Genomic DNA, 15,344 nt, shown 5'->3' with positions numbered 1-15,344 from the left:
GACACGGCGCATGGGAGTGCCGGGCATGCCTGCGCGCGTTCAGGCTCAGCATGCTCGGGCTGGTGCGCCCGGGAGGTGCGCGGACATGACCACCGCGATCACCCGTAAGGCCCGCGAGTTCCGCGGCACCCACACCGCCGGCCGCTCTCCCGAGGAGCTGCGCGAGCTGGTGTCGCACGCCGGGGCCGAGCTCGAGCTGGCACCGGCCGAGCACATCATCGAGTGGGCGGTGGCGACGTTCGGCGACCGGTTCTGCGTGACGTCGTCGATGGCGGACGCGGTCCTGGCGCACCTCGCGTCCACGGTCGCACCCGGGATCGACGTGGTGTTCCTCGACACCGGCTACCACTTCGCGGAGACGATCGGCACGCGTGACGCCGTCGAGGCGACACTGCCGGTCACCCTGCTCACGATCGAGCCCGAGCAGAGCGTCGCCGAGCAGGACGCCGAGCACGGCACGGACCTCTACAAGACCGATCCCGACCGGTGCTGCGCGCTGCGGAAGGTGGCGCCGCTGACGGACGCGCTGGCGTCGTACGACGCGTGGGCCACCGGGCTGCGCCGGGCCGAGACCCACAACCGGGTGATCGCGCCGGTGATCGGCTGGGACGCCCGCAAGGGAAAGGTGAAGGTGTCTCCCCTGGCTCGCTGGAGCGACGACCAGGTGGAGCGGTACATCGCGGACAACGGTGTCCTCGTCAATCCGCTCGTCTACGACGGCTACCCGTCCATCGGGTGCTGGCCCTGCACCCGCAGGGTGGCTCCCGGAGACGACCCGCGCAGCGGGCGCTGGGCAGGCACGACGAAGACCGAGTGCGGGATCCACTGAGATCTCGGTGAGAGAGAAGGAAGAACCCCATGGCTGCTCCGGCACTGGTTGCCCTGGCTCACGGAAGTCGTGATCCACGGTCCGCAGCGACGATCAAGGCGCTGGTCGACGAGGTGAAGGCGATCCGCCCCGACCTCGCGATCGAGCGCGCGTTCCTCGACCTGTCCAAGCCGTCGTTCCACACGGTCGTCGACCGGCTCGTGCGCAAGGGACACGAGGAGATCGTGGTCGTCCCCCTCCTGCTCACCGAGGCGTTCCACGCCAAGGTCGACGTCCCCCAGGCGGTCAAGGACGCCGCTGAGCGTCACCCTGACGTCAAGATCACGACGTCGGCGATCCTCGGCCTCGAGGCGCAGTTCCTCGAGATCCTCGACATCCGGATGCGCGAGGCGCTCAGGGCGTCCCGGGTCCGTGAGCTCGACGCGCTGGTGCTGGCCGGCGCGGGCTCGTCGGACCCGGTCGCCAACCAGGCGGTCGCCCGGCTCGCCCGGCTGTGGGGCGTGCGGCACAAGCTGCCGGTGACGGCCGCGTTCGCATCGGCCACGCCGCCGACGACCGGCGAGGCCGTGCGGGCGTTCCGCAGCGAGGGCCGTCGGCACATCGCGGTCGCCTCCCTCTTCCTCGCCCCGGGGCTGCTGCCCGACCGGGCCAAGGAGCTGGCCCTCGAGGCCGGCGCGGTCGCCGTGTCCGATCCGCTGGGTGCGCACCCGGAACTGGCCCGGGTGGTGCTGGCGCGGTACGCAGTGGGCGCGGTCAAGCTGGTTCCCGTCTGAGCCACCGGTTCTGGACGCCTACCCCACCAGCCGCTCGAGCAGGTGCTCCAGCTGGCGGGGCGGGTCCGTGGTGAGCCCGCCGTGGACCGGGCCCGGCTGGAGGACCGTGCTGCGTGGCGCCTTGAGGAACCCGAACCGGGTCCCGAGCGGCTGCTCGCCCGCCGCCCCCGCCCGCTCGTCGCCCGCGCACACCCCGTCGACGAAGTCGAGCGCCTCGCAGACCTGGGCGAGGTCGATCCGCGGGTCCAGCACCCGGAGCCGGTCCTCGTCGACGCGCCACGCGGCGGCCAGGAACGTCGCCTCCTCGCAGTAGAGGACGACGCCCACGTTGAGGAACTCCTCCCGGTCGGCGCGCGGCACGCAGCGCAGCACGACGTACTGGTACGGATGTCCGCTCATGCCGCCTCCGCCGCGGGCAGCCACTGCCGGGTCCCGAGCCGGGCCAGCAGGAAGTCGACGTACGCCGCCCGCAGCCGATCAGGCCGCTCGGCACCCGGGATGCCCGGCAGCCAGTCGTCCGGCACGTCGCCGACGACAGTCTCCAGCGCGGCCCGGTCGAGCCGTGAGGTGACGTCGGCGTCGACGTCCGCGAGGCCGGCGGCGTGACGACCCATGACGTGGCCGGTCGCATCCCACGGCTGCGCGGCGAACCGGGCCGGGTCGGTGAGGCCGCCGGCCCAGCCGTGGTGGAAGTAGAGCGCGGCGCCGTGGTCGATGGCCCACAGCTCCTGGTGCCACACCAGCAGGTTCGGGTTCCGCCAGGTCCGGTCGACGTTCGCGAGGAACGCGTCGAGCCACAGCACCCGGGCACCGGCCGAGTCGTCGTCGCCCGGGATGGTGCCGTCGTACCCGAAGGCCCCGGGGAGGAAGTCGATGCCCAGGTTGAGGCCGGGGCTGGCCGTGATCAGGTCCTGGACCTCCTCGTCGGCCTCGTAGCGGGCGATCTCAGGATCGAGGTCGAGGGCGACCAGCCGTGGGGTCGGGACGCCGACCAGCCGGGCGACGCCCGCGGCGATCACTTCCGCCGCGAGCACCCGCACGCCCTGCCCGGCACCGCGGAACTTGCAGACGTAGGTGCCGAGGTCGTCGGCCTCGACGATCCCGGGAAGCGAGCCACCCTCGCGCAGCGGCGTGACGTAGCGGGTGACCCGGACGGTGTCCATCACCGGACCGGGTCCTCCTCCTGCAGCCGGCGCTTCTCGGTCGCCACGTCGAAGTCGGCCTTCGGCCACTGCAGTTCCAGGCCGCGCAGCGCATCGAGCAACAGGGTCGCGATGGCGAGGTTGCGGAACCACTTCTTGTCCGCCGGGACGACGTGCCAGGGGGCCGTCTCGGTGTTCGTGCGCTCGATGGCGATCTCGTAGGCCTCGCGGTACGCCGGCCACAGCGCTCGCTCGTCGAGGTCGCCGGGGTTGTACTTCCAGTGCTTCTCCGGGTTGTCGAGCCGCTCCTGCAACCGGGCTTTCTGCTCGTCGGCGCTGATGTGGAGCATGCACTTGAGGACGACGCAGCCGTCCTCGACGAGCCGCAACTCGAAGTTGTTGATCTCGGCGTACCGCTGCTCGAGGGTGTCGGCGTCCGCCCAGCCGCGGACCCGATGGATGAGCACGTCCTCGTAGTGCGAACGGTCGAAGACACCCACGTAGCCGGGTTCCGGCAGGGCGCGCTCGATCCGCCAGAGGAAGTGGTGCTGCTTCTCCTCGTCGGTTGGCGCCTTGAAGCTCGTGATCCGCACGCCTTGCGGGTCGATCAGGCCCACGGCGTGACGCAGCACGCCGCCCTTGCCGGAAGTGTCCATGCCCTGCAGCACCAGCAACACCCGGCTACCGCTACCGGTGGTGCGGTTGGCGAAGAGCCGTTCCTGCTGGTCGGCCAGCTCGGGGCCGAGCGCAGCCAGCGCGGCCTGGCCCTCCGCCTTCTTCCCAGCGAAGCCGGGAGCGGCGTCGGTCTCGATCGAGCTCAGGTCGACCGGACCTGGCGCGGGACGCAGCGATGTCATGGATGCATCATTGCGGACGACCGGCCCCGACCTCGACCACCAGTCCCGGCCGGGCCACGTCGACCGGCCCGGCGAACCGTGCGGCCGCCCGGTCGCGTGCCTCCGACGCATCCTCGCCGGGGAGCAGGTGGGTCAGCACCAACCTCCCGACCCCGGCCTCGCGGGCGTCGTCGCCACGCTGGCCGGCGGTCGAGAGCAGTCCGGCCATCGCCGGCGGCACCTCGTCGACGTGGCTGGCCTCGGCGAGCAGGACGTCGGCGTTGCGCGCGAGCTCGTGCAGGGCCGGGCTCGGGCCGCTGTCACCGGTGTAGACGAGGGTCGCACCGGCGGCGGAGATCCGCAGACCCAGGTTCAGCCAGGTGTGTGGCAGCTCGGCCGCTCGGACGGTGACCGGCCCGAGCGTCACCTCCCTGCCCGGGAGGAGCTCGCGCACGTACACAGCCTGGTCGAGCACGCCCGCACGGTCGAGGGCCAGCACCGGCGCCAGGGCTGCTTCGGGCGCGTGCACCGGCAGCGGCGGCGGCCCCGGGTCCGCGAACGCCCGGGCGCGCAGCAGCGGGTTGAGGTCGAGCACGTGGTCGGGATGCCCGTGGCTGACGAGCACGGCGTCGAGTGCGGCCGCCGGCAGCAGCGTCGTCAGCCGAGGGAACGTCCCCGGTCCGGGATCCAGCAGCACCGAGTACCCCTCGTGCTCCACGAGGTAGCCGCTGCAGGCGCCACCGGGTCGTGGCCAGCCTCCGTCGCCACCCAGGATCGTCAGCCGCATCGCCGCTCAGCCCACCACCTGGCGCACGTCGAGCGAGCACCCGACCATGGTGGCGGTGGACCCGTCACGCTGGGGCTCGTCGAACCAGGTGCCGCGCACGAAGCCCACCTTGTCGAGCATCCGCAGGCTGCTCTCGTTCCGGTGGTCGGGCGCGGCGAAGTAGGTGGTGACGTCGGCGTAGCGGCGGCGGGCGCTGAACAGCCACGCCCACAGCATGACGGTCCCGACGCCGCGGCCGACGAGGTGAGGCTCTCCGATCGCGTAATCGACCCCGACCGCCTCCGGATCGGGTGTCAGCGCCGCGAACTCGGGGTGGTCGCGCAGCCGGTAGTCCTGGCAGAACCCCACGGACCGGCCGTTGACCTCGACCACCCACATCCGGGTGGGCGACATCCCGTCGATCCGCGGGCCGTAGCGCTCGGTCACGTAGTCCATCGTGGGCTCACCCTGGGAGCCGAACCAGCGCCGGACGTGCTCGGCGGCGAGCCACCGGGCGACGTCGGGCAGGTCGCCGCGGGTCATCGCCCGCAACGCCACCCGGCGGTCGTGGTCGATCGCGAACCGCTTCACCTCGCCCGAGAGGTCCAGCGGCACGGGGTCGGCGTGCAGGCTGGCGCAGGTACGCCGCGCCGCGGCTGCCCAGGACTCACCCGCACGTACCACGCCGCCCAGCTCGTGACCCCGATCGGAGACGGTGAGGTGGACCGCCATGGCCGCACCCTAGCGGCGGGCCCGCGCCGACGCGGTCGGCTCCCCGGTCATCCGAGGACGGCGCGCAGGTCCTCGAGGACCTCGGACACGACCTGGTCCGGGACGACCTCCTGCAGGTCGTGCGGGCCCTCGATCACCACCTGCCGGCTCTGCGGGGAAAGCTGCAGCCAGAAGCGCTGGTTCTTCTCACCCCCAGGGTCGGCCTCGGTCGCGCTGACGATGAGCACCGGGAAGTCACCGATCGGCATCCGCAGTGTGTCGAGCTCCTCGGAGTAGTGGACGTAATCCACCTGCTCCACGTTGTCGTGCCACACGAAGCCCTCGGCCCGCAGCACCTCGGGGTCGTCGTGATAGCTGTCGATCGTCACCAGTCCGGCTACCCGCTTCGGGTGCCGGGCCGCACATGCGATGTCGAGGTTGCCTCCGCCGGACTGCCCGATCAGCACGTACGGTGGGCGCATCGGCAGCTGGGCCAGCACCTCGTCCTGGACGGCGCACAGGTCGTCCAGCGTCCGACGGCCACGCGGGGGCGGGTCGCTGCTACCGGTGCCGGGCCGGTCGTAGGTGCACACGGTCGTCTGCGCGACCAGCGGGTCGGTGAATGCCGTGGGATAGGCGTCCGTGCCCCCGGAATCGGTGCCCGCCTCCAGCAGCACGCCGGGACTCCCCTCCCCGGCGCACCAGTAGTAGACCTCCCCACCGGACGACAGCGTGAGCATGCCGTCCTGCCACTCGCCTGGCGAGGGCGACTCCGACGGCGACTCCGACGGCGACTCCGACGAGGACTCCGACGCGCTGTCAGTCGAAGACGGCTCCTCGGGTGGCGCCTCGGCTGCCGGATCCTGCCCACACGCGGATACCAGCAGAACGGTCGTCGCCACGACCAGCCCGCGACGGCAGAACACCTTCATGTCGTCCAGCGCAGCAGAGGCGACATTCGGCGTCACCCCCCACGTGGGGTAGCCGATCGGGCCCCCGCCTAGATGTCTGGGCCGGAGGGGGCTTCGTGCTCGCCAAGCTCATCCTTCACCACGCGGTGCGCCATGCCAGGGCTGTAGCCCTTGCGGGCCAGCATCCCGACCAGCCGGCGAGTCTTGGTCGCGTCGTCGAACCGCTCCATCGAGCGCAGCTTCTTGCGGACCAGCACCCGGGCGGCCTCCTCGAGCTCGTCGGACCCGAGCTGGTCGAGAGCCTCGCGCGCCACCTCGTCGGCCACACCCTTGCGTCGCAGCTCCTGGGCCAGCGCCCGGGGCGCCAGGCCCCGGGCGGCGTGGCGTCCCTCCACCCAGGAGTGCGCGAAGGCCGTGTCGTCGACCAGGCCGACCTCCTCGAACCGGTCGAGCAGGCGGGTGGCGAGCTCGTCCGGCACGTGGCGCTGAGCCAGCTTGTCGGCCAGCTCGCGTCGCGACCGGGCTCGACCGGCCAGCTGGTCGAGGAGGATCGTCCGGGCCACCGACTCGGGGTCCGCGTCGACGTCCCGCGGATCCGGTGGCTCAGAAGTCATTGATCCCGATCGGCTCGTCGGACAGGTCGTCGGCCGGCGTGTCGACCTGTGGGCCTACGCCGAGCTTCTCGAGGATCCGCTTCTCCAGCTCGTTGGCGAGGTCGGGGTTGTCGCGCAGGAAGTTCCGCGCGTTCTCCTTGCCCTGCCCGAGCTGGTCGCCCTCGTAGGTGAACCAGGCTCCGGCCTTGCGGACCAGCCCGGCCTCGACGCCGACGTCGATCAGGCCGCCCTCGCGGGAGATGCCCTTGCCGTACATGATGTCGAACTCGGCCTGCTTGAACGGCGGAGCCACCTTGTTCTTGACGACCTTGACCCGGGTCCGGTTGCCGACCATGTCGGTGCCGTCCTTGAGGGTCTCGATCCGGCGCACGTCGAGCCGCACCGAGGAGTAGAACTTCAGCGCCCGGCCGCCGGTGGTGGTCTCAGGCGACCCGAACATGACTCCGATCTTCTCGCGCAGCTGGTTGATGAAGATCGCGGTCGTGTTGGAGCCGTTGAGGGCACCGGTCATCTTGCGCAGCGCCTGGCTCATCAGGCGCGCCTGGAGTCCGACGTGGCTGTCACCCATCTCGCCCTCGATCTCGGCGCGGGGCACCAGCGCCGCGACGGAGTCGATGACGACCAGGTCCAGCGCACCGGAGCGCACCAGCATGTCGGCGATCTCGAGCGCCTGCTCGCCAGAGTCGGGCTGGCTGACCAGCAGCGCGTCGGTGTCGACACCGAGGGCCTTCGCGTAGTCCGGGTCGAGGGCGTGCTCGGCGTCGATGAACGCCACGATGCCGCCAGCCCGCTGGGCGTTGGCCACCGCGTGGAGCGCGACCGTCGTCTTTCCGGAGGACTCCGGACCGTAGATCTCCACCACCCGGCCGCGCGGCAGACCACCGAGGCCCAACGCGACGTCGAGGGCGATCGAGCCCGTCGGGATCACCTCGAGCGGCGCACGGGTCTCGTCACCGAGCCGCATCACCGACCCCTTGCCGAACTGCTTCTCGATGTTCGCGAGCGCTACGTCGAGCGCCTTCTCGCGGTCTCCACCAGCCATGTGCCGGTTCCTCTCGTGTCGTGACGGGCCAGGTACGTCGGCGACGCTAGGACGGGCCACCGACATCCCCTCGTCGAGGACACCGACACCTGTGGACAACTCCGTCCGCGTCGTACCTGTGGACACAAACCTAGCCCGAACAACTGTTCGATCCGGGGCGTTGGGGCGGCGTGTCGCAGACGAGTCGGGAGCCCTGGGGTGCGCTCGAGCGTCACACCCGGGCTCAGGGGTAGGTCGGTTCCGCCTCGCGCGTCCGCTGGTGACCGGCGACGACCACCCCGGCCAGCACCACACCCCCGGCGAGCACCGCCGAGAAGCCGGTGAGGGCCGGGTACCCCCAGGCCGCCACGATCCACCCGGAGAGGCCTCCTCCAACGGCGGCCATCAGCCACATCGAGGCATCGGCGATCCCCTGCACGTCGGCGCGGGACTCGAGGGGAGCAAGGTCGGCGACCGTGGCTGACGCAGCGACGGTGGCGCTCGACCACCCCAGACCGAGCAGGAACAGGCCGGCGGTGATCTGCCACGACGACCCCTCAGGTGAGCTGCCCGCCAGCAGCAACGACAGCAGCTGCAGGGCGGCGCCGGCGAGGATCATGGTGGGCCTCCCCCACCGGTCCGCACACCATCCGACGACCGGGCTGAAGGCGAACATTCCGATCACGTGCCCGGAGATCACGAACCCGATCACCGACAGCTCGGCGCCGCCGTGCTCCATGTGCAACGGCGTCATGATCATGACCGAGACCATCACCGCGTGGGCGCTCGCCAGGCCGACGATGGCCGCGAGCAGGGGGCGGCTGGTCGCCAGGGCCTGCCGCGCCCGTCGCCACGACGTGCTACCGGCACCCGACGGCTGGACCCCGGCCACGTCGCGAGCGAGCAGCAACGGGTCGGGCCGCAGCCACACGGCGATCACGAACGCAGCGACGAGCATGCCGATGGCGGCGATCAGGAACGGTCCCGTCAGCTCAGGGATCCCGAGCCATCGGGACAGCGCGCTCGCCACCCCGGTCAGGTTGGGCCCCACCACGGCGCCGACGGTGGTCGCCCACACCACGAACGCCAGCGCCCTGGCACGGGTCTCGACCGGCGCCAGGTCGGTGGCGGCGTACCGCGCGGCGAGGTTGGCCGCGGACGAGCAACCGAGCATGGCCGTGCCGAGGAGGAGCAGCGCCATCGAGCCGACCACGCCGGCGACGACCGCCAGCGCCGCCCCGCTGGCCCCGAGCAGCAGCCCGGTGACCTGCCCGACGCGTCGGCCACGTCGTGACATCAGCCGGGCGAGCAGGAAGGAGGCGACCGCCGCACCGAGGACCTGGGTCGTCTGGGCCAGGCCCGCCTGGCTCTCCGAGCCACTGACGTCCCGGGCCAGCAGGGACGCGGTCGCCACCCCGATCGTGATGCCGATGCCGCCGAGCGCCTGCGCCGCCACGAGGGTGCGGACCGTGCGACGGTGCACGGCCGCGACGTCGTACGCCGGCGCGGCGTTCACCGCAGCGAGGGCGGGAGCTCGAGCACCCGCCACACCTCGCGCCAGACCTCCTTCGGCGGGACTCCGGCGTCCAGGGCCTCCTGTGGTGTGCGGCTGCCGAGAGTGCCGATCACCTGGGTCTTGGCCCAGGCATGCGCATAGGCGGGGCCGAGCGCCTCCTCCAGCCGCGACCAGAACTCGGTGTGCCTCATGGCCCGGAGGTGGCGCGGACGGCGATCACGTCCAGCCAGGTCTCGTCGCGCCGGCCGAGGTTGCGCGTGAGGGAACGGACCTCCCAGCCGGCGTCGGCGAGCACGGCTCGCAGACCCGGCTCACGCCAGAACGTGAAGTGCCGGGGTCCGCTGACGTTGCCGTGCACCGAGAACCGGGCGCCGTCGCCCTCCTTCACCGCCAGGTGGAGGGCGCCGCCCGGGACGGTTGCGTCGGCCAGGTTGGCCAGCACCTGCGGCAGGTCCTCACGGCGGACGTGCAACAGGCTCGCCGACGCCCAGACCCCGTCGTACAGCCCCGACTCCGGGGAACCAGTGCGCTCGGGGTCCGTGAGGTCGTCGGTCAGCGGGTCGAGGACGGTCGCCTCGTGGCCGGCCTCGCGCAGCATCCGGACGAACGCCGGGGTGATGTCGGTCCGACGGACCGAGAGGCCGCGCTCCTCGAGCGCGAGGGCATCGCGACCGGAGCCGCTCCCGATCTCGAGAACCCGAGCTCCGGCCGGGAGCATCGAGACGAACTGGTCGATGGCCGCGAGCACGTCAGCCGACATCGGCGGCTGGCCGGCGGTGTACGCCTCGACCGCGGCCTCGTACGACGCGACCGTCACCCGCTTGGTGATGTGGGAGACGTCGTGGGCGTGGTGGACCAGGTCGTGGAGGTGATAGCGCGCGAACGAGTCGACGGTGAACACCGCGCCGTCGTCGCGGCGACCGGTGCGGTCCCACTGCGTCCCCGTCACGCGCTCGTACGCGCTGGCGACGGCGTCGGCGGCCGCGGTGACCTCCGCGGCGACCTTGTCGGGCTGCTCGCTGCCGTAGTCGGACACGACCGCGGCGTCGTCCTGGTCCCAGTTCTCGAACGCGGGATCGTCCTCGGTCAGCATCAGCTCGAGCCGGCGGGCGAACAGCTCGTTGACGTCACGGACGTGGCAGGCGTACTCGAGCGGAGACCACACGTGCGCGGACGGGCGGACCGCGGCGTCCTCGGTGTCGAGCACGACGTCCCACAGGGTCGCGTTGTCGCGGATCGCCTGCGGGATGCGGTCACGGTCCAGGCCGGGGGCGTCGAAGCCGCACTCGGGGCAGGGACGCTCCAGCACCCAGGTCCAGTCCTTGGTGTCGGGCTCGATCATCATGGGCGTCATGCTGTCAGACCCCTCGAAGGGCTAGGTGAGCAGGAGCGTGTCGAGCCGACGTCGCACCACGGCGAGGCCGATCAGGCTCATCACGACGAGGTAGACCACCGAGACCCCGCTCGCCCAGGTGATCGAGCCGGTCGTCAGCTCTCGACAGAGCACGACGCCGCGGTAGAGCGGTGTCACCTCCACCACCCACTGCAGCCAGCCCGGGAACACCGTCAGTGGGAAGAACGTCGCCGAGAACAGGAACATCGGCAGCTGTGCGAGCGTGATCTTGTCGAAGTCCTGCCAGCTCGTCATCCAGGTCGTCAGCGCCATGCAGACCGCGCTGAACGCGAATCCGATCAGCAGCGCTGCCGGCAGTGCCAGCACGGCCCACCACGACCCGACCAGCCCCATCGCCCACATCACGACCAGGAACGCCGCCGAGTAGCTCGCCCCGCGCAGCTGCCCCCACGTGATCTCGCCCCGCGCGATGTCGGCCGTCGTCAGCGGAGTGGCCAGCATCTGGTCGTAGAGCTTGTCGTACTTGAGCTTGAAGAACACGTTGAACGTGGAGTCCATCAGCGCCCCGTTGAACGCGGACACCGCGAGCATCCCGGGCGCGACGAACGCGGCGTACGAGATCGGCTCGCCGTTGAACTCGAAACCCTCGACCAGCTGCCCGACGCCGATCCCGATCGAGAACAGGTAGAAGACCGGCTCGAGGAAGCCGGTGAGGAAGAGCTTCCACGCGTGACGGTAAGTGATGTAGTTGCGGAGCACGAGGATCCGCAGCGCACCGAGCGGGCGGAGTGGCGTGACCGGGTCCTTGAGCGCAGTGCTCTCGAGGACGGTGCTCATCAGACCACCAGCCGTTTCGTCAGCCCGGACACCGACCAGAACCAGCCGATCACGAGCAGTCCGACCAGCACCGCGGTGTTGATGGCGGCCACCGGCCAGTCGACGGCGTCGACGCAGAACATCCGGGACAGGTTCACGCCGTGCCACAACGGCGTGAGGCGAGCGACCCACGCGCCGGCGTCGCCGAGGTTGGAGACCGGGAAGAACGCTCCGGAGAAGAGGAACAACGGGAAGATGCCGAGCCGGAACAGCACGCCGAATCCTGCCTCGTCCTTGAGCCGAGCGCTCCACCCGAAGACGAGCGAGGCGAACACCATGCCGACCAGCACCTGCGACACGAAGGCGAGGATCGGCCCCCACCAGGACTCGAACACCCCGAACGGCGCCAGCACTGCCATGAAGACGGCACACGTCGAGACGAGCCGGAAGAACACGAACATCAGGTGACCCGCCACCAGGTGAGCCGGATCGAGCGGGGTGGCGAGCTGGGCGTAGTAGCTCTTGTGCCACTTGATCGCACCCATGACGGGGTACGTCGTCTCGCCGACCGCGGTCTGCATCGCGTGCGCCGCGACCAGACCGGGTACGACGAACGCGAGGTAGCTGGTGGCACCCTCGAGCTGGTCCGGGTCGCCGGCGATGAAGCCGCCGAGGAGCACCCCCATCGCGAGCACGTAGAAGACCGGGCTGAGGAAGCTGCTGACGATGGTGGCCTTCCAGGTGCGCTTGTAGACCGTCCACCAGTAGTCGTACTGGCGGGCGGTGCCCTCGCGCAGGCTGAGCGTGCTCGCCATCAGTCCACCAGGCTCCGGCCGGTGAGCCGGAGGAACACGTCCTCGAGCGTCGACCGGCGCACGAGGGTGGCGACCGGCTGGAGGCCGCGCTCGTGGGTCTCGGCGATCACCTGCTCGCCGTCGTCGCTGTAGACGAGCAGTCGATCGGGCAGCACCTCCACCCGGTCGCCGAGGTCGGCGAGCTTCTCACCGAGGGCCTCGTGCTCACCGACGCCGAACCGCAGCTCGGCCACCTCGCGGGTGGAGTACTGCTCGATCAGCTCCCTCGGGCTGCCCTCCGCGACGATCACGCCCTTGTCCATGACGACGAGCCGGTCACAAAGCTGCTCTGCTTCATCCATGTAGTGCGTGGTGATCACCAGCGTCACGCCCGCCTGCTTGAGACGGAACAGCTGGTCCCACAACACGTGCCGCGCCTGCGGGTCGAGCCCGGTCGTGGGCTCGTCGAGGAGCAGCACCTCGGGGTCGTTGATCAGGCTGCGGGCGATGGTCAGCCTCCGCTTCATGCCGCCCGAGAGGTCCTCGACCCGCGCCTTGCGCTTCTCGGTCAGCTGCACGAAGTCGAGGAGCTCCTCGGCGCGCTGCCGGACCGTCGCCTTGTCGATGCCGAAGTAGCGACCATAGATGTAGAGGTTGTCGAAGACGTTGAGCTCGTTGTCGAGCGTGTCCTCCTGGGGGCAGACGCCGAGCCGGCCACGGATCGCGGGACCGTCGGTGGCCGGGTCGAGGCCGAGGATCTGCAGCTCACCAGCGGTCACCGGCGAGACAGCCGCCACCATCCGCATGGTGGAGGACTTGCCGGCGCCATTCGGGCCGAGGAAGCCGAACGCCTCGCCCCTGTGGACCTCGACATCGATGCCCTTGACCGCCTCGAAGCCGCCGAAGGACTTGCGCAGGCCGACAGCCCGGATCATCGCGTCGCTCACGAGGGTCGATCCTAGGCACGACCCCCCACAGGTCCCCAGCGGTTATCGGTCGTCGGGGGAGTCGGGCTGGCGTAGAGGGGAAGGACTGGGTCTGGACAACCTCACGTCACTCGAACAGGTGGCGGTGGCTACGGGTCCACCGGGGTCTGGCCTGCAGCTCTTCCAGGTACCCCTCGCGACACCAGGCCGCCCACGGATCCAGTCCTCGCTCGGCCAGCGACAGCACCCGGGCCACGGTCTGCTGCTGGCGCTCGATGACGCGGTCGACGATGCCGGCCGTCCCCCCGAGTCCGTACGCCGTGGCGAAGGCCCGCACCCGGGCGGCACGCTCCGGCGGCTGCGGGAAACGGTGGTCGCGGACGGTCACGTCGTCCGGCCGGAACGGAGTGAAGGTGTCCAGTGCGTAGGCCACGTCGTCGATCGGGGCGGCCGGGTAGGCATGGTCCCAGTCGATCAGGCCCACGGCCTCGCCGTCGCGCCACACGAAGTTCCAGGGGGCAGGATCGCCATGACACACCGTCGTCGCGCCGCGTACCGGCGAGTGCGCCCACTCGACTCGATCCGGGGGCTCGAACCCGGCGGTCGCATCGTGGACCTTGCGCAGCAACCTCGCGGCGGACTCGAGTCCTTCGATCGTCAGCTGGTGTCGGAAGGCGTCGCCCCCGGCGTCACCGGGGATGAACGTCACGGCTTCGACGTCGTGCCGGACCCCGACCGGTTCAGGCACGCAGTCCAGCCCGGAGTCCCGCAGGTGGGTCAGGAGTGCGTGGACCGCGCCGGTCCACGGGCGGACAGGACGCAGCACCAGGTCGTCGACGATCGTGACGCCCCCGCCGACCAGTCGCCACTTCGCCACCGGGCCATGATGTCGTGAGCGTCGTCCGCCTGTCGCGGCTCCACGCCGTCCTCCGAGCGCCACGGCCGGCCAACACTGCGTCGCTCGACAGTCAGGCGGCCCAGGCGAGGTCCATCCTGGCGGTTCTCGGTTCGATGACCGAGGGGGCGCGGGACCGATAGATGTGGCCCGTCGGTGTCGTCGTCTCCACCACGTGAGCGGGTCCGGGCCGCGGTCTGGCGGTCCACCCGAACGCTTCCTTCGCGTAGTGGCACGACTCGCACAGGCCCTGCCCGTTGACGAAGCTCGTCACGCCTCCGTCGTCATGTGCCGTGGCGTGGTCGGCATGTCGAACCGGTGCATCACACCAAGGGGTCCGGCAACGCTGGTCGCGCAGCGCGATCAGCTCGGCGAGCGGCGGGGGGAAGAATCGTGCGGCCGACTCCATGGCCACCAGCTGGCCGGTCGACGGGTCGGCGAAGAGCCGACGGAGCTCGACCTCGGCGTCGGCCGCCAAGCCGTCGCGGATCCACTCCCGGACGACCTTGGCGGGGATCGGGCCGTAGCCCGGGATGTCGGCGGCTGACTCGCTGCCACCCACCAGACTGTCGCCGCTGATCACGACACTGACGGTGACCGGGACGGCCACCGCCGGCGTACCGAGCACTCTCTCCACGAGCGTGTCGGCCATGATCTGGCCGCGACTGCGCCCGTCACCGGCTCCGATCAGACGGTCGGCCTCAGCGCGCAGCGCGGCGTACACGGCGACCCCCTGCTTCACGGGCAGGCGGCCGGTCAGCCAGGTCATGGTGTCGGGCGCCGGGCGGATGGTGACGCCCCGGTCGGCCTCGGCCTTGCGCTTGCGCGCGACGACCGAGGCGGGATCGAGCTCTGCGGCCAGCTTGCGCGCCCGGTCGCCGAGCTCGCGGTCGCCCATCTTCTCGATCTTGTCGAGGTCACCGGCCAGCTGCCTGTCGATGCTGCGTCGGTCCGCCAACGACAGGCACGCGGTCTCCCGGGCCAGCAGCGTCGCCTTCCACTCGGTGATACGTCCGGCACGCAACGCTGCGAGCGTGCACGGCATCTCACGGACCAGGATCTTTGCGAGACCGGTGAGCCGCTGCCCCCGGTGCGGTGATACCCGGCGAGCCAACGCCACCTGGTGGGCGATGCCCCTGCCCTGCCTCTGCTCGGGGACCCCGCGGGCGGCCGCGGAAGCGCGCCGGCTGACGTCGAAGTCAGCCGTGACGACGACCTGGGTGCCCTCGGCCGCGCACTTCAGGACCTCAAGGGCCCGGAGCAGGTCGATCCGCGCACGATCGTCCAGCTGCTCCACCCCAGCAGCCAGCGAGCCCGCGAACGCCAGCACCTCCGCGGGCGTCGGGGCCACCGCCGGCGCTGCCTGGCGGTCGGGCACTTGGTCGAGTTCGAACACAAGTTCGATTGTAGGGGAATCCACCGACAGCCACCCGGACCGTC

18 protein-coding genes are annotated in these 15,344 nt (G+C 70.9%); 2 read left to right on the top strand and 16 right to left on the bottom strand.

All coding sequences use genetic code 11. The annotated features are described in order from the left end of the window. Nucleotides 1-85 precede the first annotated feature (85 nt). Nucleotides 86-829, top strand: a complete 744-nt coding sequence (locus VFZ39_RS18440) for a phosphoadenylyl-sulfate reductase (RefSeq protein ID WP_330867259.1) — start codon at nt 86-88, stop codon at nt 827-829. 29 nt (nt 830-858) lie between these two features. Next, nucleotides 859-1,602 (top strand): sirohydrochlorin chelatase, encoded by a 744-nt coding sequence (locus VFZ39_RS18435; RefSeq protein WP_330867258.1) that lies wholly within the window; start codon nt 859-861, stop codon nt 1,600-1,602. A gap of 18 nt (nt 1,603-1,620) precedes the next feature. Here VFZ39_RS18435 and VFZ39_RS18430 read toward each other — a convergent pair whose 3' ends face one another. The 16 genes from VFZ39_RS18430 to VFZ39_RS18355 all read right to left on the bottom strand — a co-directional run bounded on the left by VFZ39_RS18430 (nt 1,621) and on the right by VFZ39_RS18355 (nt 15,300). Continuing rightward, the gene (locus tag VFZ39_RS18430; protein WP_330867257.1) at nt 1,621-2,001 is read right to left on the bottom strand and encodes a DUF3037 domain-containing protein; all 381 of its coding nucleotides are present in this window, start codon (nt 1,999-2,001) and stop codon (nt 1,621-1,623) included. Beyond that, nucleotides 1,998-2,765 carry a HipA family kinase gene (locus VFZ39_RS18425; protein WP_330867283.1) on the bottom strand — a complete coding sequence of 256 codons (768 nt, stop codon included), beginning with the start codon at nt 2,763-2,765 and terminating at the stop codon, nt 1,998-2,000. The genes VFZ39_RS18430 and VFZ39_RS18425 overlap by 4 nt, the downstream gene beginning before the upstream one ends. Next, entirely contained in the window at nt 2,765-3,601 is an 837-nt protein-coding gene (locus tag VFZ39_RS18420; protein ID WP_330867256.1) for a PPK2 family polyphosphate kinase, read from the bottom strand. Before VFZ39_RS18420 ends, VFZ39_RS18425 begins: the two co-directional genes overlap by 1 nt. 7 nt (nt 3,602-3,608) lie before the next feature. Then, nucleotides 3,609-4,367 carry an MBL fold metallo-hydrolase gene (locus VFZ39_RS18415; protein WP_330867255.1) on the bottom strand — a complete coding sequence of 253 codons (759 nt, stop codon included), beginning with the start codon at nt 4,365-4,367 and terminating at the stop codon, nt 3,609-3,611. A 6-nt stretch (nt 4,368-4,373) separates the two neighbouring features. Next, nucleotides 4,374-5,078 (bottom strand): GNAT family N-acetyltransferase, encoded by a 705-nt coding sequence (locus VFZ39_RS18410; RefSeq protein WP_330867254.1) that lies wholly within the window; start codon nt 5,076-5,078, stop codon nt 4,374-4,376. Between the two features lie 47 nt (nt 5,079-5,125). Next, nucleotides 5,126-5,989: an alpha/beta fold hydrolase gene (locus VFZ39_RS18405; protein ID WP_330867253.1), complete on the bottom strand. Its 864-nt coding sequence runs from the start codon at nt 5,987-5,989 to the stop codon at nt 5,126-5,128. 68 nt (nt 5,990-6,057) lie between these two features. Then, complete coding sequence (locus tag VFZ39_RS18400) at nt 6,058-6,582, bottom strand: regulatory protein RecX (RefSeq protein ID WP_330867252.1); 525 nt, start codon at nt 6,580-6,582, stop codon at nt 6,058-6,060. Beyond that, on the bottom strand, nt 6,572-7,624 hold the full coding sequence (recA, locus tag VFZ39_RS18395; protein ID WP_330867251.1) for a recombinase RecA: 1,053 nt from the start codon (nt 7,622-7,624) through the stop codon (nt 6,572-6,574). Before recA ends, VFZ39_RS18400 begins: the two co-directional genes overlap by 11 nt. A 223-nt stretch (nt 7,625-7,847) precedes the next feature. Then, nucleotides 7,848-9,119 (bottom strand): MFS transporter, encoded by a 1,272-nt coding sequence (locus VFZ39_RS18390; RefSeq protein WP_330867250.1) that lies wholly within the window; start codon nt 9,117-9,119, stop codon nt 7,848-7,850. Further along, the gene (locus VFZ39_RS18385) at nt 9,116-9,310 is read right to left on the bottom strand and encodes a DUF3046 domain-containing protein (RefSeq protein WP_330867249.1); all 195 of its coding nucleotides are present in this window, start codon (nt 9,308-9,310) and stop codon (nt 9,116-9,118) included. The genes VFZ39_RS18390 and VFZ39_RS18385 overlap by 4 nt, the downstream gene beginning before the upstream one ends. Then, on the bottom strand, nt 9,307-10,464 hold the full coding sequence (locus tag VFZ39_RS18380) for a class I SAM-dependent methyltransferase (protein ID WP_330867248.1): 1,158 nt from the start codon (nt 10,462-10,464) through the stop codon (nt 9,307-9,309). The genes VFZ39_RS18385 and VFZ39_RS18380 overlap by 4 nt, the downstream gene beginning before the upstream one ends. A 30-nt stretch (nt 10,465-10,494) precedes the next feature. Further along, on the bottom strand, nt 10,495-11,310 hold the full coding sequence (locus VFZ39_RS18375; RefSeq protein WP_330867247.1) for an ABC transporter permease: 816 nt from the start codon (nt 11,308-11,310) through the stop codon (nt 10,495-10,497). Next, nucleotides 11,310-12,104 carry an ABC transporter permease gene (locus VFZ39_RS18370; RefSeq protein WP_330867246.1) on the bottom strand — a complete coding sequence of 265 codons (795 nt, stop codon included), beginning with the start codon at nt 12,102-12,104 and terminating at the stop codon, nt 11,310-11,312. Before VFZ39_RS18370 ends, VFZ39_RS18375 begins: the two co-directional genes overlap by 1 nt. Continuing rightward, entirely contained in the window at nt 12,104-13,018 is a 915-nt protein-coding gene (locus VFZ39_RS18365; RefSeq protein WP_330867282.1) for an ABC transporter ATP-binding protein, read from the bottom strand. Before VFZ39_RS18365 ends, VFZ39_RS18370 begins: the two co-directional genes overlap by 1 nt. 118 nt (nt 13,019-13,136) lie before the next feature. Further along, nucleotides 13,137-13,886, bottom strand: a complete 750-nt coding sequence (locus VFZ39_RS18360; RefSeq protein ID WP_330867245.1) for an aminoglycoside phosphotransferase family protein — start codon at nt 13,884-13,886, stop codon at nt 13,137-13,139. Nucleotides 13,887-13,977: 91 nt separating this feature from the next. Next, a complete protein-coding gene (locus VFZ39_RS18355; RefSeq protein WP_330867244.1) occupies nt 13,978-15,300 on the bottom strand; it encodes an HNH endonuclease in 1,323 nt (440 codons plus the stop codon). Nucleotides 15,301-15,344: the final 44 nt, after the last annotated feature.

Origin of the sequence: Nocardioides sp. (genome assembly GCF_036374615.1) — a bacterium.
GTDB lineage: Bacteria > Actinomycetota > Actinomycetes > Propionibacteriales > Nocardioidaceae > Nocardioides.
Note: the sequence above shows the minus strand (reverse complement) of the source record. Positions and strands in the feature narration are given on the sequence as shown.